This is a genomic window from Streptomyces sp. P1-3 (genome assembly GCF_050613155.1).
In the GTDB taxonomy this organism is placed as follows: domain Bacteria; phylum Actinomycetota; class Actinomycetes; order Streptomycetales; family Streptomycetaceae; genus Streptomyces.
The window spans coordinates 7508853-7529450 of sequence record NZ_CP192512.1 but is presented as its reverse complement, the minus strand read 5'-3'; the positions used below and the strand labels follow the sequence as shown (position 1 = coordinate 7529450).

At 73.6% G+C, this 20598-nt stretch carries 18 protein-coding genes; 7 read left to right on the top strand and 11 right to left on the bottom strand.

Features of this window, described 5'->3' with window-relative positions:
• Positions 1-27: 27 nt before the first annotated feature.
• The gene (locus tag ACQUSR_RS32110; RefSeq protein ID WP_431046677.1) at positions 28-888 is read right to left on the bottom strand and encodes a phosphatidylinositol-specific phospholipase C/glycerophosphodiester phosphodiesterase family protein; all 861 of its coding nucleotides are present in this window, start codon (positions 886-888) and stop codon (positions 28-30) included.
• Positions 889-1109: 221 nt separating this feature from the next.
• On the opposite strand from ACQUSR_RS32110, the gene ACQUSR_RS32105 reads away from it, so the two are divergent.
• The 3 genes from ACQUSR_RS32105 (at position 1110) to ACQUSR_RS32095 (ending at position 5339) form a co-directional block, all read left to right on the top strand.
• A complete protein-coding gene (locus tag ACQUSR_RS32105; protein ID WP_431046675.1) occupies positions 1110-2360 on the top strand; it encodes a phosphodiester glycosidase family protein in 1251 nt (416 codons plus the stop codon).
• Between the two features lie 117 nt (positions 2361-2477).
• The gene (locus ACQUSR_RS32100) at positions 2478-3890 is read left to right on the top strand and encodes a family 2B encapsulin nanocompartment shell protein (protein ID WP_431046673.1); all 1413 of its coding nucleotides are present in this window, start codon (positions 2478-2480) and stop codon (positions 3888-3890) included.
• Between the two features lie 60 nt (positions 3891-3950).
• The gene (locus ACQUSR_RS32095) at positions 3951-5339 is read left to right on the top strand and encodes a family 2B encapsulin nanocompartment shell protein (RefSeq protein ID WP_431046671.1); all 1389 of its coding nucleotides are present in this window, start codon (positions 3951-3953) and stop codon (positions 5337-5339) included.
• A gap of 41 nt (positions 5340-5380) precedes the next feature.
• Here the strand turns inward: ACQUSR_RS32095 and ACQUSR_RS32090 are convergent, their stop codons facing one another.
• The 9 genes from ACQUSR_RS32090 to ACQUSR_RS32050 all read right to left on the bottom strand — a co-directional run bounded on the left by ACQUSR_RS32090 (position 5381) and on the right by ACQUSR_RS32050 (position 14560).
• A complete protein-coding gene (locus tag ACQUSR_RS32090; RefSeq protein WP_431046669.1) occupies positions 5381-5575 on the bottom strand; it encodes a hypothetical protein in 195 nt (64 codons plus the stop codon).
• A gap of 193 nt (positions 5576-5768) precedes the next feature.
• Complete coding sequence (locus ACQUSR_RS32085) at positions 5769-6455, bottom strand: ABC transporter ATP-binding protein (protein ID WP_431046667.1); 687 nt, start codon at positions 6453-6455, stop codon at positions 5769-5771.
• Complete coding sequence (locus ACQUSR_RS32080; protein WP_431047973.1) at positions 6448-7443, bottom strand: oligopeptide/dipeptide ABC transporter ATP-binding protein; 996 nt, start codon at positions 7441-7443, stop codon at positions 6448-6450. Before ACQUSR_RS32080 ends, ACQUSR_RS32085 begins: the two co-directional genes overlap by 8 nt.
• Before the next feature lie 80 nt (positions 7444-7523).
• Complete coding sequence (locus ACQUSR_RS32075; RefSeq protein ID WP_431046665.1) at positions 7524-8420, bottom strand: ABC transporter permease; 897 nt, start codon at positions 8418-8420, stop codon at positions 7524-7526.
• A complete protein-coding gene (locus tag ACQUSR_RS32070; protein ID WP_431046662.1) occupies positions 8413-9378 on the bottom strand; it encodes an ABC transporter permease in 966 nt (321 codons plus the stop codon). Before ACQUSR_RS32070 ends, ACQUSR_RS32075 begins: the two co-directional genes overlap by 8 nt.
• 23 nt (positions 9379-9401) lie before the next feature.
• Positions 9402-10991, bottom strand: coding sequence for an ABC transporter substrate-binding protein (locus ACQUSR_RS32065; protein ID WP_431046660.1), 1590 nt, complete (start codon positions 10989-10991; stop codon positions 9402-9404).
• A 103-nt stretch (positions 10992-11094) separates the two neighbouring features.
• The gene (locus ACQUSR_RS32060) at positions 11095-12285 is read right to left on the bottom strand and encodes an acyl-CoA dehydrogenase family protein (protein WP_431046659.1); all 1191 of its coding nucleotides are present in this window, start codon (positions 12283-12285) and stop codon (positions 11095-11097) included.
• Entirely contained in the window at positions 12282-13472 is a 1191-nt protein-coding gene (locus ACQUSR_RS32055) for an acyl-CoA dehydrogenase family protein (protein WP_431046656.1), read from the bottom strand. The genes ACQUSR_RS32060 and ACQUSR_RS32055 overlap by 4 nt, the downstream gene beginning before the upstream one ends.
• Entirely contained in the window at positions 13469-14560 is a 1092-nt protein-coding gene (locus ACQUSR_RS32050) for an NADPH:quinone oxidoreductase family protein (RefSeq protein ID WP_431046654.1), read from the bottom strand. Before ACQUSR_RS32050 ends, ACQUSR_RS32055 begins: the two co-directional genes overlap by 4 nt.
• Before the next feature lie 284 nt (positions 14561-14844).
• Between ACQUSR_RS32050 and egtA the strand changes: the two genes are divergently transcribed.
• The 4 genes from egtA to egtD all read left to right on the top strand — a co-directional run bounded on the left by egtA (position 14845) and on the right by egtD (position 19391).
• Positions 14845-16242 carry an ergothioneine biosynthesis glutamate--cysteine ligase EgtA gene (gene egtA / locus ACQUSR_RS32045; RefSeq protein ID WP_431046652.1) on the top strand — a complete coding sequence of 466 codons (1398 nt, stop codon included), beginning with the start codon at positions 14845-14847 and terminating at the stop codon, positions 16240-16242.
• Positions 16239-17600 carry an ergothioneine biosynthesis protein EgtB gene (gene egtB, locus ACQUSR_RS32040; protein ID WP_431046650.1) on the top strand — a complete coding sequence of 454 codons (1362 nt, stop codon included), beginning with the start codon at positions 16239-16241 and terminating at the stop codon, positions 17598-17600. The genes egtA and egtB overlap by 4 nt, the downstream gene beginning before the upstream one ends.
• Positions 17601-17670: 70 nt before the next feature.
• The gene (gene egtC / locus ACQUSR_RS32035) at positions 17671-18429 is read left to right on the top strand and encodes an ergothioneine biosynthesis protein EgtC (protein ID WP_431046648.1); all 759 of its coding nucleotides are present in this window, start codon (positions 17671-17673) and stop codon (positions 18427-18429) included.
• On the top strand, positions 18426-19391 hold the full coding sequence (gene egtD, locus ACQUSR_RS32030) for an L-histidine N(alpha)-methyltransferase (protein WP_431046646.1): 966 nt from the start codon (positions 18426-18428) through the stop codon (positions 19389-19391). The genes egtC and egtD overlap by 4 nt, the downstream gene beginning before the upstream one ends.
• Here the strand turns inward: egtD and ACQUSR_RS32025 are convergent.
• Complete coding sequence (locus tag ACQUSR_RS32025; RefSeq protein ID WP_431046644.1) at positions 19371-20570, bottom strand: LacI family DNA-binding transcriptional regulator; 1200 nt, start codon at positions 20568-20570, stop codon at positions 19371-19373. The genes egtD and ACQUSR_RS32025 overlap by 21 nt on opposite strands.
• Positions 20571-20598: the final 28 nt, after the last annotated feature.

Genomic DNA, 20598 nt, shown 5'->3' with positions numbered 1-20598 from the left:
ATCACTTTACGATAAGCATATGACCACTTACTTTGCGTTGCGAAGGAAATCCTCCAGTCCGGCCAGATCGTCCGTGTTGAGATGATCCACGCCCGCCGCCAGCAGTTCGCGCCAGACGGCTTCGCGCGCCGGTCCCGCCAGGTCGGGGGTGGCCCAGAAGCGGACCCGCCGCCCTTCGGCGTGCGCCGCGCCGACGATCCGCCGCAGCGCGTCCCGCTCGGCCTGCGGCATCGGGCCGACGCCCCGCCAGGTGAAGCTCTGCGTCCAGTTGCTGCTGATCAGCGGGATGAAGGAGGCCGGGACGCCGCTGCCGAGATCCTCCAGCCGCCCGTCGTAGAAGGCGCGCCGCACCAGTTCGCTCTCCATCGGGCCGCGGGCGGCCCGGTCGCCCGAGATGACGGCGGTGACCGCGCCGCGCCACACCTTGCCACCGACGGCGGTGCTCAGCATCGGGCCGTAGCGGCGCAGCCGCCTGGCGAGTTCCCGGTAGGTGGGGTCACCGGCGGTCTTGATGTCGATGAGCAGCTGGAGGGAGAGGTCGTGGCCGCGGTAGACCCTGCCGTGGTTCGCTCTCACCCGGCGGGCCAGCGGATCCAGATAGAGCGCCTCCAGGGTGCGGGCCGGGTCGAGGTCGACCTCGTCGTGGGCGACGAGCAGTTGCCCGTCGACCAGCCAGATGTCGGCCTCGACGCTGCCGAAGCCGTGGGAGAGCGCGTCGGCGAGCGGGCGCGGGTGCTCGTAGTCGTTGTGGGCGTGGGCCCGCGCCAGCGGCGGCGGTCCCTCCGCCGCTCCGGCGGCGTGCGCGGGGGCGGCCACCGCACCGGCCGCTCCGCCGGCCGCGGCGGCTCCGAGGGTGACGACGAAGGCGCGGCGGGTACGCATGACCATGGGGACCTCCCGGCTGACGTCCCGGCACGGGGCCGGGGATGCACTGGGCTGTACGCGGCGGACGCCAGTGAGTATCGGGGCATCGGGGCGCGATGGGCAGAGGCGTATGCAGAGTTCCGCCGCCGGCCCCCGGCCATTTCCCCCGCGTTCCCGCGCCCCGTGGTGAAGTCCTGGGCGGCGTCCGAGAGTTATCGATGGGTTCCGGGCCCTCTGGAGGGAACGTGACACGACGCATTCACGGCGGCCGGACGCGCGCGACGGTCGCTTTCATCACCGCATGCGCGGCGCTGTCCGGTGTCGGACTGGCCGGTGGGCAACCCGCTCAAGGCGCCCCCGCCGGGCCGCGGTTCATCGCCCGGTCGGCACCGGCGCCGGGTGTGAAGTACGAGGAGTTCACCCTGTCCACACCGCGCGGCGACGCGTACGGGCATCTGCTGACGGTCGATCTGGGCAACCCGCGCGTCGGGCTGGACCTGGTCCACCCGGGGGCGGTCGGGGCCCGCGCCCCGGTCTCCCGGCTGGCCGACACCCGCGGCGCGGTGGCCGCCGTCAACGGCGACTTCTTCCACCTCACCGAAACCCAGCATCCAGGGGTCCAGGTGACCGGATCGCCGGTCGGCCCGGCGGTGGGCGGGGGCAAGCGGCTGAAGGCGGCCGTGCCGGACGGACAGCGCTTCGGCCCCGCCTTGCCTCCGGGCACCGGTACGGAGAACGTCATCGGGATCGGCGTGAACGGGAGGGCGCGGCTGGACCGCCTGTCGCTGCGCGGCACGGTGCGCACCCCGCGGGGCACACTGCCGCTGCGCGGGCTGAACCAGTACGCGGTGGCCGTGGGCGGCGTCGGCGCGTTCACCTCGGACTGGGGCACGACGTCCCGGGTGCGCGCGACCTGCGGTACGGACACCGACCGGGCGGCCCCGTGCAGCACGGAGACCTACGAGGTGACGATCCGCAAGGGCCGCGTCGCGAAGGCGTCCGAGACACCGGGCAAGGGGCAGATCGCCGCGAAGACGGTGGTGCTGGTCGGCCGGGAGGCGGGCGCCCGGGCGCTGCGCAAACTGCGCGTCGGCGACCGGGTCCGCCTGGGATACCGGCTGGTGGCGACCGAGCGGGTGCCCCTGGCGTTCGCGATCGGCGGCTTCCCGATCGTCCACCGGGGCCGCCCGCTGGACGGTCTGGACCAGCGCACCGCGGCGGTGCGCACCAGCGCCGGGGTCGGCGCCGGCGGGCGCCGGTTCTATCTGCTGGTGCTGGATGGCGGGGCGGAGTACCGCTCGGGGCTGACGGTGAGCGAACTGGCGGAGGTGATGCGCCACTTCGGCGCCCAGGACGCGGTCAACCTCGACGGAGGCGGCTCCTCGACGCTCGTCACGCGGGACCCGGGCGCGGCGCGGGTCACGGTACGGAACCATCCGTCGGCCGGTGCCGAGCGGCCCGTCCCCAATGGCATCGGAGTATTCACCCGACCTTAACTACGCGATCATGCCACCCATTTGAGTGACTGCGGTTTTCAACTTTCGTTGATAGCTTCAGAGTTGCTTGCTGGCAATTCGAATCCGCAGTCCGTACAGGGTGGGTGGACATTCTTCATGACGACTTCGGTGGAATCCCGTTCCGATGCGGCGGGGCCGCAGCCGCAGCTGAGTCTGGGGACTTCGGCCGCACGGAATCTGGCGACCACGACCAAGTCCGTCCCGCAAATGCAGGGGATCACCTCGCGGTGGCTGCTGCGGCTGCTGTCGTGGGTCGATGTGTCCGGCGGCACGTACCGGGTGAACCGGCGGCTGACGCACACCCTCGGCGACGGCCGGGTGGAGTTCGTCTCGACCGGGGCGCAGGTGCGGGTCATCCCGGTGGAGCTGCGTGAGCTGCCCGTGCTGCGCGACTTCACGGACACGGACGTCCTGGAGTCGCTGGCGGACCGCTTCCGGCAGCGGGAGCTGGCCCCCGGGGAGCTGCTGACCGAGGCGGGCCGGCCGGCCGACGAGCTGGTGCTCATCGCCCACGGCAAGGTGGACAGGCTGGGGCCGGGCGCGTACGACGAGCCCACGGTGCTGGGCACCCTGGCCGGCGGCGACTATCTGGGCGACCGGGCCCTGGCCGCGGCCGATCCCGGCACCTGGGACTTCACGGCGCGGGCGGCGACGTCGACCACGGTGCTGGTGCTGGCCAGAGGGGAGTTCGAGGAGCTCCTGGCTCGTTCGGACCGGCTGCGGGCGCATCTGGAGGCGTTCCGGGCGGCGCCGGCTCCCGCGCAGAACGAGCACGGCGAGGCGGCGATCGACGTCGCGTCGGGGCACGCGGGCGAGCCGGACCTGCCGGGCGTCTTCGCGGACTACGACCTGGCTCCGCGGGAGTACGGGCTGAGTGTGGCGCAGACCGTGCTGCGGGTGCACACCCGTGTCGCCGATCTGTACAACGAGCCGATGAACCAGGTGGAGCAGCAGCTCCGGTTGACCGTCGAGGCGCTGCGCGAGCGCCAGGAGCACGAACTGGTCAACAACCGCGAGTTCGGGCTGCTGCACAACGCCGACCTCAAGCAGCGTATCCACACCCGCGGCGGTCCGCCGACCCCGGACGACCTGGACGAGCTGCTGGCCACCGTATGGAAGGACCCCGGGTTCATCCTGGCCCACCCGCGGGCGATCGCCGCGATCGGCCGGGAGCTCAACAGCCGCGGGCTGGTGCCGCAGAGCGCCGAGGTGGGTGGGCACGCGCTGCCCGCCTGGCGCGGTGTGCCGATCTTCCCGTGCAACAAGATCCCGGTGAGCCGGAGCGGGGTGAGCTCGCTGCTGGTGCTGCGCACCGGGGAGGAGCGGCAGGGCGTGGTCGGTCTTCACCAGACCGGAATTGCCGACGAATACCAGCCGGGGCTCTCGGTCCGCTTCATGGGGATCAGCGAAAAGGCCATCATCTCGTATCTCGTCAGCGCCTACTACTCCGCCGCCGTGCTGGTACCCGACGCGTTGGGAATTCTCGAGAACGTCGAAGTCGGCCACTGACGCCTGCGCATCACCGCCCCCCCACGTCCTTCACGTACAGAAATCGGGTGAACACCAGCCATGACCACGTCAGTCGAGTCCGTCGAGCCGCAGTTGAGCCTCGGTACCCCTGCGGCACGGAATCTCGCGACGACCACCAAGTCCGTCCCGCAGATGCAGGGCATCTCCTCCCGGTGGCTGCTGCGCGTGCTGCCCTGGGTGCAGGTCCAGGCCGGTACGTACCGGGTGAACCGGCGGCTGAGCTACACACTGGGAGACGGCCGGGTGGAGTTCGTCTCGACCGGCTCCGAGGTCCGGGTCATCCCGCCGGAGCTGGGCGAACTGCCGCTGCTGCGCGGCTTCACCGACACCGCCGCGCTGGAGAGCCTCGCCGACCGGTTCATCCAGCGGCAGTACGCCCCGGGCGATGTGATCGTCGAGGCCGGGCGGCCCGCGGGCGAGGTCGTCCTGATCGCCCATGGCAAGGTCGACATGCGGGGCCCCGGCGCGTACGACCAGACCGCCTCACTCGGTGTGCTGGCGGACGGCGACTACTTCGGTGACGACGCGCTGACCGGCCCCGAGCGGGACTGGGAGTTCACGGTCAAGGCGGTCACCCGCGCCACGGTGCTCGCCCTGTCCCGCAGCGCCTTCGCGGAGCTGGCCGACCGGTCCGCCGCGCTGCGGGCCCATCTGGACGCCGCCGACGACCAGCCCGTACCGCCGCAGAACCGGCGCGGGGAGGCCGATATCGCCGTCACCTCCGGCCATGTCGGCGAGCCGACGCTGCCGGGTACGTTCGCCGACTACGAACTCTCCCCGCGCGAGTACGAGTTGAGCGTGGCGCAGACCGTGCTCCAGGTGCACACCCGGGTGGCGGACCTCTACAACGACCCGATGAGCCAGGTCGAGCAGCAGCTCCGGCTGACCGTCGAGGCGCTGCGCGAGCGCCAGGAGCACGAACTGGTCAACAACCGCGAGTTCGGGCTGCTGCACAACGCCGACCTCAAGCAGCGCGTCCACACCCGCAGCGGCCCGCCGACCCCCGACGACCTGGACGAGCTGCTGTCGCGGCGCCGCAAGACGCAGTATCTGCTGGCCCATCCGCGCACGATCGCCGCGTTCGGCCGCGAGTGCAACAGCCGCGGGCTGGTGCCGCAGGGCATGGAGGTGCTGGGTTCCTCGGTGCGGTCCTGGCGCGGGGTGCCGCTGCTGCCGTGCAACAAGATCCCGATCAGCGGGACGGGGACCAGCTCGATCATCGCGCTGCGCACCGGCGAGGAGAACCAGGGCGTCATCGGCCTCCACCAGACCGGTATCCCCGATGAGTACGAGCCGAGCCTCAATGTCCGCTTCATGGGCATCAACGACAAGGCCGTGACGTCGTACCTGGTCAGCGCCTACTACTCGGCCGCGGTGCTGGTGCCGGACGCGCTGGGTGTGCTGGAGGACGTCGAGATCGGGCGCTAGGCCCGACCCCCGTACAGGTCAGCGGGGTGCGGCCGGGGCGGTCACGGCCGCACCCCGCTGACCACGTCCGCCGTGGCGGCGATGCCCCGCGAGATGGTCGGCGCGACGCTGCTGCCCGCCAGGCAGAAGCCCAGCAGACAGCAGACCAGGGCGTGGGTGAACCGCAGACCACCGTTGCGCAGGAAGAGCACCGCCAGGATCAGGAGCAGTAGGACCACAGAGATCGAAATGACCATGGCGAGCCTCCTCGGGCCGTTTCGGCTGATCGGGACCGGGCCGCCAGTCTCGCCCACGGCGGGCCCGCCACCTGGGCAATCAGGGTGCTCCGAACGGGTGAAGGTCGTCGGTTCGAACGCCCCCGGACGCGCCGGAGGCGTCAGCCTCCGGGCGGTGCGGCGTCAGCGGTCGCGCGCGGCCGTGGTGGCGGCGTCAGAGGTCGCGCGCCGCAGTGGCGGAGACGTCCGCCGTCAGCTCCGTCCAGCGCACCGTGCGGTCGCACCAGCGCTCCAGAAGCGTCCGGTCGTGGCCGACGGCGAGCAGGCCGGCGCCGCTCTCGCGGCGGTAGTCCTCCACCACGGTGACGAGCGCGGCCGTCGTGGAGGCGTCCAGCATCGCCGTCATCTCGTCGCAGATCAGCCAGCGGGGACGCAGGACCAGCGCCCGCGCGAGGCACGCGCGCTGCAACTGCCCGTCGCTCACCTCATGCGGTCGCCGCGCCAGCAGGTCGTCCGAGAGGCCGACACTCTCGGCCAGGACGCGGACGGTGCCGGCGGCGTCGGCGCGCCGTCCGGTGGCGCGCAGCGGCTCGGCGATGATGTCGCGCAGCCGTAGCCGGGGGTCGGCGGAGAGCCGGGGCTGCTGGAAGACGACTCCGCAGGCGGTGCGCTGGGCGCGCGGCGCTCGGTGCCGCCAGCCGCGTACCGGCTCGCCGTCCAGCGTGACGGTGCCCGCGTCGGGCCGGTGCAGCAGGGCGGCGACCCGCGCCAGAGTGGACTTGCCGCAGCCGCTCGGCCCGAGCAACCCGACGGCCTCCCCGGGGCGCACGCTCAGGGACACGCCCCGGAAGACGGGGCGGCGCGGGGTGTATCCGGCGGTGATGCCGCGCAGTTCAAGCATCGGCGCGCTCCTCGGCAGGCTCCGGCGCGGGCCCCTCGGCAGGCTTCTCAACACGCTGCCGGGCGGGCTCCTCAGCAGACCGCGGGGCGGGCCCCTCGGCGGGTTCCGGCGCGTGGTGGCAGGCGACGCCGCCGACGAACGCGGGGAGGGTGGCACAGGTCTCGGTGGCACGGTCGCAGCGCGCGGCGAAGGCGCAGCCGTCAGGCAGATCACCGAGTTCCGGCGGCATGCCGGGGATCGGGACGAAGGCCCGGTCGGGGAGCGCCTCCAGCAGGCCGCGCGCGTACGGGTGGCGGGGCCCGGGTGCGCCGAAGAACGCGGCGGCGGCGATCTCCACGATCCGCCCCGCGTACATCACGGCCACCCGGTCCGCGATGCGCTCGGCCGCCGCCAGGTCGTGGGTGATGATCAGCAGCGCCCGGCCGTCGTCGGTGTGGCGGCGCAGTTCGTCGACGGTGCGCTCCACGAGGTCGCGGTCGAGTCCGGTGGTCGGCTCGTCGGCGAGGAGCAGTGGCGCGTCGCCGACGAGCGCGAGCGCGGTGGCGGCGCGCTGCGCGAGGCCGCCGGAGAGCTGGTGCGGGTAGCGGTCGAGGTGGTCGGTGGGGAACGCGGCCCGGGTGGCGGCGGCCTCGGCGGCGGTCCGCAACCTGCTCCGGGGAGTTCCGGTCAGCTCCCGTACGGTCTCCTCCAGTTGGGAGCGTACGGTGCGTACGGGGGTGAGATGCGCGGCCGGGCTCTGCGGGATCAGGCCGACGCGGCGGCCGCGGACGGTGCGGGCCAGGGTGTCCTCTCCGGCGGCGGGCAGGTCCAGTCCGTCGGCCAGCAGGGCGCTGCCCGCCGTGCGGGCGTTGCCGGGGAGCAGACCGAGGAGCGCCGAGGCGAGCACGGACTTGCCGCAGCCGGATTCGCCCACCAGGGCCAGGCACTCCCCCGCCGCCAGGTCGAAGGTGGCGTCGGTGACGGCCGCGATCTCCCGTCCGCCGCGCATCCGGAAGGCCACGGACAGTTCGCGCACGCGCAGGACGGCCGGGGTCTGCGGGCTGGGCACCGGGGGTGTCGTCCGCGTCGTCACAGTGTCAGCTCCGATCGGCGGCGCGGGTTGATGCGTTCGCGCCAGGCTCCGGCCAGTCCGGCGACGGCGAGGGTCGGCACGATGATGAACAGGCCGGGGAAGAGGGTGGGCCACCAGTCCCCGGCCAGCAGGGACCCGCGGGCGCCGTCGACCATCGTGCCCAGGCTCGCCCGGTGCGCCGGGAGTCCCAGGCCCAGGAAGGACAGCGCGGATTCGTGCCAGATGGCGTGCGGCACCATCAGGACCGCGGCGAGACCGGCCTGCGGCAGGACGCCGGGCAGCAGGTGGCGGACGGTGACCCGCCACCGGGAGGCGCCGCCGGAGACGGCCGCGTCGATGTAGGGGCGGGTGCGCAGGGTCAGCACTTCGGCGCGCACGATCCGGGCGGTGGACAGCCAGTGGGTGAGTGCCACGGAGGCGATCACGGGCCAGACGCCGGGACGGAACATCGCGACGACGAAGATGCCCAGCAGCAGGTGGGGCACGGAGGAGAAGAGGTCGACCGCGCGCATCACGAGCCGGTCGGTCCAGCCGCCGAGGGCGCCCGCCAGCGCGCCGACGGCGGTGCCGATGACCGTGGCGACGAGTGCGGCGACGACACCGACCAGGAGCGAGACCCGCAGGCCGTAGACGCAGCGCAGCAGCAGGTCGCGGCCCACGTCGTCGGTACCGAAGGGGTGGTCGGGGGACGGCGGCAGGAGCTTGGCCCTCAGGTCCACGGCCTGCTCGTCGAGGGGCACCAGGAGCGGTACGACGAGCGCGGTGAGCACGACGGCGGCGAGCACGGCGGCGCTGGCGCGCGTCCGAAGGGTGCGGGCGCGCGCACCGCCGCGGGCACGCTCACCTCGGCGGGTACGCGCACCGCCGCGGGTACGCCGGGTGGGGTCAGCCATCGAAGCCCACCCTCGGGTCGGCGAGTCCGTACAGCAGGTCGGAGAGCAGGTTGCCCAGGAGTACGGCGGCGGTGGCCAGCACCGTGAGCGCGGCCAGCAGCGGGAAGTCCACGCTGGTGGCGGCCTCGACGGTGGCGGAGGCGATGCCGGGCCAGCTGAAGACCGTCTCGACCAGCAGCGCGCCGGTGATGAGTTCGGGGACGCGGGAGCCGACGAGGGTGAGGACGGGCAGCAGGCCGCCGCGCAGGGCGTGGCCGAGCAGCACGGTGCGGGGGCGCAGGCCTCGGGCGCGGGCGCCGCGCACCGGGTCCTCGGCCAGCGCGTCGCCGACACCCTGGCGTACGTAGAGCACGAACCAGGGCAGTTGGGAGATGGCGAGGACGGCCGCGGGCAGCACCAGGTGGCGGGCGACCTGGTCGGCCGTCACCACATCGCTGCCGGTGTCGGTGAGCCCGCCCGGGGGCAGGACGCCGAGCCGCACGGCGAAGAACCAGACGGCGAGCAGCCCCGTCCAGAAGGGGGGCGCCGCTTCGAGGGTGTAGGCGGCGGCGGTGACGGCGCGGTCGAGCGGTCCGCCGCGGCGTCGGGCGGCGAGGACGCCGAGCACGGTGCCCACGGTCACGGCCAGGACGAAGGCGACCGCGCACAGCAGGACGGACCAGCCGAGGCGTTCGCCGATGACCTGGGAGACGGGTTGGCGCAGGCTGCTGGAGTCGCCGAGGTCGCCGCCGGCCGCGTCCGTCAGCCAGCGCCACCAGCGGACGGTGAACGGGTCGTCGGCGCCGAGGTTGGCGCGGAGCTGGTCCAGGGTCCGGTCGCCCGCGCTGAGCCCGGCGGAGCCCGCGTAGGCGCGTGCGGGGTCGAACGGTGAGGCGGCGGCGATCGCGAAGACCCCGAAGGTGACGGCGAGGAGCACGGGGACGGCGAACAGCAGCCGGCGACCCGCCATCCGCGCCATCGGTCCCCAGGGCGGACGGCGGCTCACTTCTTGGGCTGCCAGGCCTCGACGTTCCACCAGGGACCCGCGCCCAGGCCGTGGTCGTGGGGTTCCACCTGGGTGCTGAAGCCGTCCCAGGCGTCGCGTATGACGTAGACGTGGTCGATGTGGGTGAGGAAGGTGTAGCCCGGGTCGTCGGCGAGTTCGCGCTGGACCTGGTCGTAGGCGAGCCTGCGGTCGCCGGTATCGGCGGAGCGGCGTGCCTCGTCCAGGGCCTTGTCCACGTCCGGGTTGCGGTAGCGGGCCATGTTGTTGAAGCCGTCGCCCGCGAGGGAGGAGTGCAGGAGGTTGTAGAGGTCGAAGTCGGGGTCGGCGGGGTTGCCGCCGCCCGCGAGGACCGCGTCGTGCTTCATCCGCGGCTCGATGACCTCCCAGGTGCCGCTCTGCACGGTGACCCTGATGCCGGCCTTCTTGGCGTCGCCGGCGTAGGCGAGGGCGTGCTCCTGGCGGAGCTTGTCGCCGGAGGGGTACCAGAGGGTGAAGGCGGCGCGGTGTCCGTCCTTCTCCCGGACGCCGTCCTCGCCGGGCCGCCAGCCGGCTTCGTCGAGGATGCGCTTGGCCTTGGCGAGGTCGTGCCGGCGTTCGGTGCCCTTGGTGAACCACGGGCTGTCGATGGGAACGGGCCCGTACGCCTCCTTGCCCGCGCCTTCGAGGATGGCGTCGACCATGGTGGTGCGGTCCACGGCGACGTCCAGGGCGCGGCGGATCGCGCGGTCGCCGGTGACCCGGTTCTCGGTGGGGAGGGTGACGGCGCGGTAGTCGGCGGTCTTGGCGGCGATGGTCCGCCGGTCCTCGTCGCTCTTGAAGGTCTTGGCGAGGTTCGGCGGGAGGATGGCGCCGTCGAGGTCTCCGGAGCGCAGCCGGGTGGCGCGTATGTCGTCGTCCTTGATGATCGCCATGGTGAGCTTCTTCACCTTCGGCGGCCCGCCCCAGTAGCCGGGGTTGGCCTTGAGGGTGATCTTCTCGCCCTTGCTCCAGTTGACGAGGGTGTACGGGCCGGTGCCGACCGGCTGGGTGTTGAACCGGCCGGTGTTGACGTCCTGCCCACCCGCGACGTGCTCGGGTACGACGGGCAGGACGGTGCGCTCGGCGAAGGCCGCGTAGGGGTACTTGAGCGAGAAGACCACGGTGTCGTCGCCCTTGGCGGTGACCTTCTCCACGGCGTCCAGCTCGCCCTTGGAGGGGTTGTTGGTCTTCTTGTCGAGGATCGTCCGGTAGGTGAAGACCACGTCGCGGGCGGTGAGCGGCTTGCCGTCGCTGAACCGCACGCCGTCGCGGAGGGTGAACGTGTACGTGCGGCCGTGGTCGCCGACCTCGGGCAGCGCGGCGGCGAGGGCGGGGGCGAGCTTCATGTCGGCGTCGTGCCGCAGCAGCCCGTCGAAGATCTTGGAGTTGCCGTCCTTGCCGTAGCCGAGCAGCGGGTTGAGGGTCTCGGGCTCGTTGGCGATGCCGACGACGAGGGCGTCGGTGGCCTTCCCGCGCTTGCCGTCGCTCGGCGCGGAGCAGGCCGCGGTGCCCGCCAGCAGCGCGCCGGCGGTCACCGCGGCGAGCGTCCGTATCGTCCGGGCCGTCATGCCCACACCCCTGTTGCTGAAAAACCGTTGTTGCGAGTTGCTCGCAATTACGGTCGCCATTAAACCGCACGTCAGGGGGCGGGCACGCCGCGGCCCGGGTGTTTCAGCTGGTCGGAGCGGGGAGACCGACGAGCCCGGCCAGTCGGGCGCGGTGCCGCCCCGGGGTGCCCAGGGCGATCTCCGCGCTCTTGGCGCGCTTGAGGTACAGGTGCGCGGGGTGCTCCCAGGTCATGCCGATGCCGCCGTGCAGTTGGACGCACTCCTGTGCCGCGTGGACCGCGACCTGGGCGGCGTACGACTGGGCGACGGACACCGCCACGGGCGCGTCGGAGCCGGTGGCCAGCGCGTCGGCGGCGTGCCGGGCTGCGGCGCGCGCGGTGACCAGTTCCAGCCACAGGGCCGCCATCCGGTGCTTGAGCGCCTGGAACGAGCCGACGGGCCGGCCGAACTGGGTGCGCTGGATGGTGTGCCGCACCGTCTCGGTCAGACACCATTCCGCGATGCCCAGCTGTTCGGAGGCGAGCAGCCCGGCGCCGGCGAGCATCGCGCGGCCGACCGCGGAGCGGGCCCGGCCGGCGTCGGCCAGGCGTCGTCCGGCGGCCCGCTCGAAGGTGACGGCGGCGATCGGCCGGGTGAGGTCGAGGGAGGTGACGGCGGTGATCTGCACGCCGTCGGCGGCCGCGTCGACGGCGTACAGTCCGTCGTCGGCCGGGACGAGCAGCACATCGGCACCCGCGGCACCGGCCACACCGGTGACCCGGCCGCGCAGGGTGCCGTCGCCGTCGGCGGTCACGGTCGTCGGCGGCCCGGCGTCGGGGGCGGTGTCCGGCCCGGCATCCGACGTGGCGCCAGGCCCGGCCTCCGGCCCGGCGGACAGCGGCACCGCCAGCGCCACGACGCTCTCCCCCGCCGCGAGCGCGGCAAGCGCCGCGCGTACGGCGGGCTGTGCGGTGTCGCAGCCGAGCAGCGCCTCGGCGGCGAGGACGGCACTGGTCAGGAAGGGGACGGGGGCGGCGGCCCGGCCGAGTTCTTCGAGGACGACCGCCGTCTCACGCGCGGTGGCGCCCTGGCCGCCTAGCTCTTCGGGCACCAGCAACCCGGCGACACCCGTGGCGGCCAGGGTCCGCCACAGCCCCTCGTCGTACGGACGGCCGGATTCCGCCACGGCGAGCACGGCGGAGGGCGAGCAGTGGTGGTCGAGCAGGGACCGCACTGCCGCGCGCAGGTCCTCCTCGGCTTCGGAGTACAGCAGGTCCGGCTCGACTTCGGAGTGCAGCAGCTCAGGTGTGCTCATCGCGGCAGGTCCTTCCAGGCGACGTCCTTGTCGGTACGCGGCTCCGGCGGCAGGCCGAGGACGCGTTCGGCGATGATGTTCAGCAGCACTTCCGACGTGCCGCCCTCGATGGAGTTGCCCTTGGCCCGCAGATAGCGGTAGCCCGCCTCGCGGCCGGTGAAGTCGACGAGTTCCGGGCGGCGCAGGGTCCAGTCGTCGTAACCGAGACCCTCCTCCCCGAGGAGTTCGACCTCCAGGCCGCTGATCTCCTGGTTGAGCCGGGCGAAGGCGAGCTTCATGGCCGACCCCTCGGGGCCGGGCTGGCCGAGCGCGAGCTGCTGGCCCAGCCGCATGCCCGCGAGGCGGGCGGCCTCGGCCTCGACCCACAGCCGCAGCAGCCGCTGGTGCAGGTCATGGGTGCGCAACTCCGGCCTGCCGCGCCAGGTTTCGGCGACCAGGCCGATCATGCCGCCTTCGCGGGGGATGCTGCCGCCGCCGATGGCGACGCGCTCGTTCATCAGGGTGGTCTGGGCGACGCGCCAGCCGTCGCCGACCTCGCCGAGGCGTGCGCTGTCGGGGATCCGCACGCCGGTGAGGAAGACCTCGTTGAACTCGGCCTCACCGGTGATCTGGCGCAGCGGCCTGACCTCGACGCCGGGATCGGTCATGTCGCAGACGAAGTAGGTGATGCCGCGGTGCTTGGGCAGGTCGGGGTCGGTGCGGGCGATGAGGATGGCCCAGCGGGCGAGGTGCGCGCTGGAGGTCCAGACCTTCTGGCCGTCGACGACCCAGGTGTCGCCGTCGTCGCGGACGGCGCGGGTGCCGAGCGCGGCCAGGTCGGAGCCCGCGCCCGGTTCGCTGAACAGCTGGCACCACACCTCCTCGCCGGTCCACAGCGGGCGCAGCAGGCGCCGGCGCTGTTCGTCGGTGCCGAATCCGAGGATGGTCGGGGCCGCCATGCCCAGGCCGATCCCGATGCGCCGGGGGTCGTTGTCGGGGGCGCCCGCGGCCGCCAGATCGGCGTCCACGACGGCTTGCAGCGAGCGGGGCGCGTCCAGCCCGCCGAGGCCGACGGGGTAGTGGACCCAGGCGAGTCCGGCGTCGAACCGGGCGCGCAGGAAGTCGAGTCGGGCGGTGGCGGCGGGCGGGTGCGCGGCCAGCAGGTCGGCGACCCGGCGGCGCAGGTCCGCGGCGTCGACGGTGCTCATCGGGGCTCCCCCGCTCCGCGCGTGTCGGCCGTGGGCTCCCGGCGCGTGTCCGTCATGGGCTCCGTCCCCGTGTCGGCCGTGAGTCCCCCGCGCGTGTCGTCCGCGAGGCCGGGTACGACGACGACACGCCCGGTGGTGGCGCCGTCGGCCACCCGCTGGACGGCGTCGGCCGCCCCGGCGAGCGGGACGCGTTCGCTGACCAGCGGTGAGACGGCGCCCTGGGTGGCGAGCTTGGTCAGCTCGTCGTGGCAGGCGCGCACGGCGGCCGGGTCGTGGGTGTTGTACAGGCCCCAGTGCAGGCCGAGGATCGCGTAGTTCTTGATGAGGGCGTGGTTGAGGGCGGCGCTGGGGATCACGCCGCTTGCGAATCCGACGACCACGATCCGGCCTTCGAACGCGACGCACTTGGTGGACCTGGTGAAGGCGTCGCCGCCGACGGGGTCGTAGACGACGTCGGCGCCGCGGCCCGCGGTCGCCTCCTTCACGGCCGCCACGAAGTCGTCGGCGCGGCGGTCGATCACCACGTCGCAGCCCAGCTCCCGGGCGGTGCGCGCCTTGTCCGCGCCGCCGACGACACCGATGACGGTGGCCCCGGCCGCCTTGCCGAGCTGGACGGCGGCGCTGCCGACACCGCCCGCGGCGGCGTGCACCAGCAGGGTCTCGCCCGCTTGCAGCCGCGCCCTGCGGTGCAGTCCGAACCAGCCCGTCTGGTAGCCGATGTGCAGGGCGGCGGTCCGGGCGTCGTCCAGGCTGTCGGGGGCGGGCAGGACGGCGGCCGCGGGGACGACCACGCGTTCGGCGAAGGCGCCCGCCGGGAGGGCCGCGGTGGCCAGGACGCGGGCGCCGGTCTCGGCGCGGACGCCCTCGCCGGCGGCGAGGACCTCGCCGCACAGTTCCACGCCAGGAGTGAACGGCAGCGGCGGCCGTACCTGGTACTGGCCGCGGCACAGCAGCGCGTCGGGGAAGTTGACGCCCGCGGCCCGTACCCGCACCAGCAGCTCGCCCGGTCCGGCGACCGGCTCCGGCACTTCTTCCAGGCGCATCACCTCGCGCGGCTCGCCGTTCTCGTGCACTCGCCATGCCTGCATGCGGTGGCCTCCCACAGGTGTCGTGAGGTGGGGCGCGGTCCCGCCCTCGCGGCATACTAAGCGGTCGGTCGGCGGCGGGGGAACCATCCACGGCGGGCTGTCGAGCCGGATGCGGTCCGCTGTCCACCCGGGCCGCACACGGAGCGTGATCGGCTCACTCTGCGCACTGTGAACTCTTGTGTAACTCTGTAGGCACCCTTGAGCCCGGCGACCTGAGCACGTTAGGTGGACGGCGGCATACCGGTCCGTGTCGCAACGGGCCGGTCACCGCGACGGGACAGGAGATGACAGCTGTGCCCGAACACAAGGCGACCGAGCACGAGACGATCACCGAGGCGGAGGCCGAGCTCGAGGCCCATCTGCGCGGGATCTGTTTCAAGAACGGCCCCCCTCGACTCATCGGGGTCGAACTCGAGTGGCTCGTCCACGACCTGAACGACCCGGCGACCCCCGTCGCCCCGGCCCGGCTCGACGCCGCGGCCACCGCACTGCGCGGGCTGCCCCTGCGGTCCGCCCTCACCTTCGAACCCGGCGGCCAGGTGGAGCTCAGCTCCCGCCCCGCGGACTCCCTGACCACGTGCATCGAGTCGACCGCCGCCGATCTCGCCCTCGTACGCGGGCTCCTCGCCGGATCGGGCCTGGGGATCGCCGGGCACGGCCACAACCCCTGGCATCCGCCGCGCCGGTTCCTGACCGACCGCCGCTACACCTCCATGGAGCGGTACCTCGACCGCTTCGGCCCGGCCGGGCGTTCCATGATGTGCCGCACCGCCTCGGTGCAGGTGTGTGTCGACGCCGGATACGCCGAACCGGGGCCGCTGGGCACCGGACGGCGCTGGCACCTGGCCCATCTGCTGGGCGCCGTACTGTGCGCGGCGTTCGCTAACTCGCCGCTGAGCGAGGGCGCCCCGACCGGCTACCGCTCCACCCGGCAGGCCCTGTGGGCCGCGATGGACCCGGGCCGTACGCTCGCACCGCCCGGCGGCCCGGACCCGCGCGAGTCCTGGGCGGGCTACGTGCTGGACGCGCCGGTGATGTTCATCCGATCCGAGGACGGGCCGTGGCAGGTCCCCGAGGGCCTGACCTTCCGGGAGTGGGTCCGCACCGGGCTGCCCCGCAGACCCACCCGCGAGGACCTCGACTACCACATCACCACGCTCTTTCCGCCCGTCCGGCCCCGCGGCCACCTCGAACTGCGCATGATCGACGCTCAGGCGGGAGACGCGGGCTGGATCGTGCCGCTCGCCGTCACGGTGGCGCTGTTCGACGACCCCCAGGCCGCCGAGACGGCCTACCGCACGGTGAAGCCGCTCGCCGAGACCGCCGGGCAGCGGCCCGCGCCGCGCAACCCGCTGTGGCGAAGGGCCGCCCGGCACGCCCTGACCGACCCCGAGCTGCACGCCGCGGCCATGCTCTGCTTCGCCGCGGCCCAGGAGGCGCTGCCCCGGCTCGGCGCCCCGCCCGCCGTCACCGACGCCGTCGCCGCCTTCACCGACCGGTACGTCGCCCGCGGCCGATGTCCCGCCGACGATCTGCTCGACCAGGCGGGTGCCAGGGCCTCTGCCCGTACCGAGCCGCCCGCCCGTACCGATGCCCATGGCCATACCGATACCCCTGGCCGCGCCGCGGCCCCCGCCCCTACCGGGAACCCCGCCCGTACCGGGAAGGAGCACCAGCTATGACCGCCCCCGGCTTCCCCCGCCGCCTCGGCTCCGCCGGCGCGCCGACCGGGCCCGAGCCCGAACTGCTGCGGCGGCGCGCCGAGCAGGCGCTGCGCACCGCCCGGGACCGCACCCGCGCCCTCACCGGCTGCGTGGACGACCACGACCTCACCGCCCAGCACTCCCCCCTGATGTCGCCACTGGTCTGGGACCTCGCCCACATCGGCAACCAGGAGGAGCAGTGGCTCCTGCGCGCCGTGGGCGGGCTCGACGCGCTGCGCCCCGAGATCGACTCGGTCTACGACGCCTTCGAGCACCCGCGCGCCGAGCGCCCCGCGCTGCCCCTGCTGCCGCCCGCCGAGGCGCGCCGCTATGTGGCCGACGTACGCGGGCGAGCGCTCGACGTGCTGGAGCGCAGCTCCCTGCGGGGCGCTCCGCTGGTCGACGCGGGCTTCGCCTTCGGCATGATCGCGCAGCACGAGCAGCAGCACGACGAGACGATGCTCATCACCCATCAGCTGCGCGGCGGCCCGGCCGTGCTGACCGCGCCCGAGCCGCCGCCGGCCGCCGAGAGTGGTGTCCTGCCGACCGAAGTGCTGGTCTCCGCAGGGCCGTTCACCATGGGCACCTCGACCGAGCCGTGGGCCCTGGACAACGAGCGCCCCGCGCACCGCCGCCTGCTGCCCGCCTTCTTCATCGACACCGTGCCGGTCAGCAACGGCGCGTATCTGCGGTTCATCGAGGACGGCGGCTACCGCGATCCGCGCTGGTGGACCGGGCCGGGCTGCGACCACGTACAGCGGCAGGGCCTGAGCGCCCCGCTGTTCTGGCGGCGCGAGGAGGGCCAGTGGCTGCGCCGGCGGTTCGGGGTGACCGAGCCCGTACCGCCGGGCGAACCGGTGCTGCACGTCAGCTGGTACGAGGCCGACGCCTACGCCCGTTGGGCCGGGCGCCGGCTGCCGACCGAGGCGGAGTGGGAGAAGGCCGCCCGGTACGACCCGGAGAGCGACCGGTCCCGGCGCTACCCGTGGGGCGACGCGGACCCGGCGCCCGAGCACGCCAACCTCGGCCAGCGGCATCTGCGGCCCGCGCCGGTCGGCAGCTATCCGGACGGCGCGTCACCGCTGGGCATACGGCAGCTGATCGGCGACGTGTGGGAGTGGACGGCCAGCGACTTCCTGCCGTACCCGGGCTTCGCGGCGTTCCCCTACCGGGAGTACTCGGAAGTCTTCTTCGGCAGTACGTACAAGGTGCTGCGCGGCGGGTCGTTCGGCGTCGACCCGGTCGCCTGCCGGGGCACTTTCCGCAACTGGGACCTGCCGGTCCGGCGGCAGATCTTCTCGGGGTTCCGCACCGCGCGCGACGCGGAGGACGTGTGATGGCCGCGCCGCCGGTACGACTCAGGTCAGGTCGAGGTGCCCTCACAAAGCCGCCGGAGGTGAGTCGCTGATGTGCCGCCACGTGGCCTATCTCGGTCCCGCCGTCCCGATCGGCGACGTCCTCGTCCGGCCGCCGCACGCGCTGTACCGGCAGTCCTGGGCCCCCCGCCGACAGGCGCACGGCACCGTCAACGCCGACGGTTTCGGAGTCGGCTGGTACGCGCCGGGCGACCCCGTGCCCGCCCGCTACCGCCGCAGCGGGCCGATCTGGGCCGACACTTCCTTCGCCGATCTCGCGCGCGTCGTCCGTACCGGCGCGCTGCTCGGCGCGGTGCGGGACGCCACGGCCGCCGATCCGGACGGGGAGGCCGCCGCCGCGCCATTCGGCACGGACAGCTGGCTGTTCAGCCACAACGGAGCGGTGTGCGGCTGGCCGCACGCGCCGGCCCGGCTCGCCGCCGCGCTGCCGCCCGTCGATCTGCTGTCCCTGGAGGCACGCTGCGACTCGGCGCTGGTGTGGGCGCTGGTGCTGCGCCGGCTGCGCGACGGCTACGAGGAGCCCGAGGCACTCGCCGGGACGACCCTGGCGCTCGCCGCGACCGCCCCCGGCTCGCGCCTGAACTTTCTCCTCACCGACGGCGAGACGATCAGCGCGACCGCCTGGGGCGACACCCTCTGGTACCGCGCCGACCCCGGCCGCGCGACCGTCGTCGTCGCCTCGGAACCGCACGACGACGATCCGCTCTGGACGGAGGTGCCCGACCGCACCCTGCTCACCGCCACCCGCACGGAAGTCCTTCTCACCCCGCTCAAGGAGCCCTCAGCGTGAGCCCGTACCGCTTGTCCCGCACCCTTCCCGCCGACGCCACCGCCGCGGCCCTGCGCGCCGACGTCTCCCACGGGCTGACCTGCTCCCCCAAGCAACTGCCGCCCAAGTGGTTCTACGACGCGCGCGGCAGCGAGCTGTTCGAGCGGATCACCGAGCTGCCCGAGTACTACCCGACCCGCGCCGAACGGGAGATCCTGATCGAGCGGGCCTCGGAGATCGCCTCTCTCACGCGGGCCCGCACCCTGGTGGAGCTGGGCTCCGGCTCCTCGGCGAAGACCCGCCATCTGATCGAAGCGCTGCTGCCGGAGCTTGCCGTGTACGTCCCGGTGGACGTCAGTGAGAGCGCCCTCGACCAGGCCGGGAACGCGCTGGTGGTCGAGCACCCCGGCCTGGCCGTGCACGCCCTGGTCGCCGACTTCCAGGCCGGTCTCGCCCTCCCCGAGACCCCCGGTCCCCGGCTGGTGGCGTTCCTCGGCGGGACGATCGGCAATCTGCTGCCCGAGGAGCGGGCCGTCTTCCACGCCTCCGTGGCCGAGCTCCTCTCCCCGGGAGACGCGCTGCTGCTCGGCACGGACCTGGTCAAGGACGAGGCCACGCTGGTGGCGGCGTACGACGACGCGCAGGGCGTCACGGCGGCGTTCAACAAGAACGTGCTGTCGGTGCTGAACCGCGAGCTGGGGGCCGACTTCGACCCCGCCGACTTCGACCATGTCGCGCTGTGGGACAGCGAGCACGAATGGATCGAGATGCGGCTGCGGGCGCGTACCGAACTCACCGCCAAGATCCCGGCCCTGGATCTGGCGGTGCACTTCGCCGCCGGTGAGGAACTGCGCACCGAGGTGTCCGCGAAGTTCCGCTGGGAACGAGTACGGGCCGAACTCGCCGCCGCCGAGCTGGACCTGCGGCAGTGGTGGACCGACAGCGCGGGCCGTTTCGCCCTGTCACTGGCGGTACGGCTGTGAACCGGGCGGTCCGGCGGTGCTGCCCCGGGGGGCCAGCCGCGGCAGGTCGTCCTGGATCCGCACCGCCGGGCCGCCGTCCAGCAGCGCGATGAGGAGTTCGGCGGCGTGCCGGCCGAAGGCCGCGGTGTCGCGGACCAGCGCGGTGAGGGAGGGGTGGGTGCTGCGGCACAGGACCGAGTCGTCCCAGGCCACGATGGACAGGTCGGCCGGGACCGCCAGGCCCCGCTCGGCGGCGGCGGCCAGCCCGGCGACCGCCATCACGTCGTTGTCGTAGACGATGGCGGTGGGCGGCCGGTCCTCGGCCAGCACCCGGCGGGTCGCCTCGGCGCCCTGGGCGTCGGAGTAGTCGGTGGGCACCGAACGCACGTCGGTGAGCCCGCGGCGGGCGGCCTCGGCACGCAGGGAGTCCATCCGGCGGCGGGTGTGGGTGAGTTCGGGCAGTCCCGCGATGTGCACGATGCGGCGGTGGCCGAGGGCGTGCAGGTGTCCGACGATGGACGCCATCGCGCCGGCGTCGTCCGCCCAGAGGTTGGAGATGCCGGGGCGGCCCGTGGTCGCGGCGGCGGCGCCCACCCTGCCGGTGCCGGGACCGGGGTCGCCCCCGGGCCGCGGCGCCGGACCGGCGGCAGCGGGCCCCGCGCCCGGGGCCGGGCCGTGCTCCTCGCCGCCGCCGCGCCCCGGAGAGCCGGACTCCCGTTCCGGCAGCGAGCCGATCACCACCGCGGGGAGGCCGAGCTCGTCCAGCAGGTCCGGCCGCGGATCGTCTCGGCGCGGATCGACGACGAGGAGTCCGTCCACCCGGTGCTCCGCCCACCAGCGGCGGTAGACCGCGGCCTCGGCGTCCACGTCCTCCACCACCTGGAAGAGCAGTCCCAGCCGCCGGTGCGAAAGCGCTTCCTGAACACCGGAGACAAGGTGCAGGAAGAACGACTCGACGCCCAGGGTGCGCGCGGGACGGGCCAGTACCAGCCCCACGGTGGCGGAGCCCTCGCCGGACAGCGCCCGCGCCGCCGTACTCGGCTGCCAGCCGAGCTGCTCGGCGACCCTGCGCACCCGGTCGCGGGTGGCCGGCGAGACCCCGGGCCGGCCGTTCAGCGCGAAGGACACCGCGCTCTCCGACACTCCGGCGCGGCGCGCGATGTCCTTCATGGTCGGGCGTCGGGCCGGGGTCCGGCGCATGGTTCCTCCCGGAGCGGTGCGTGCGCTA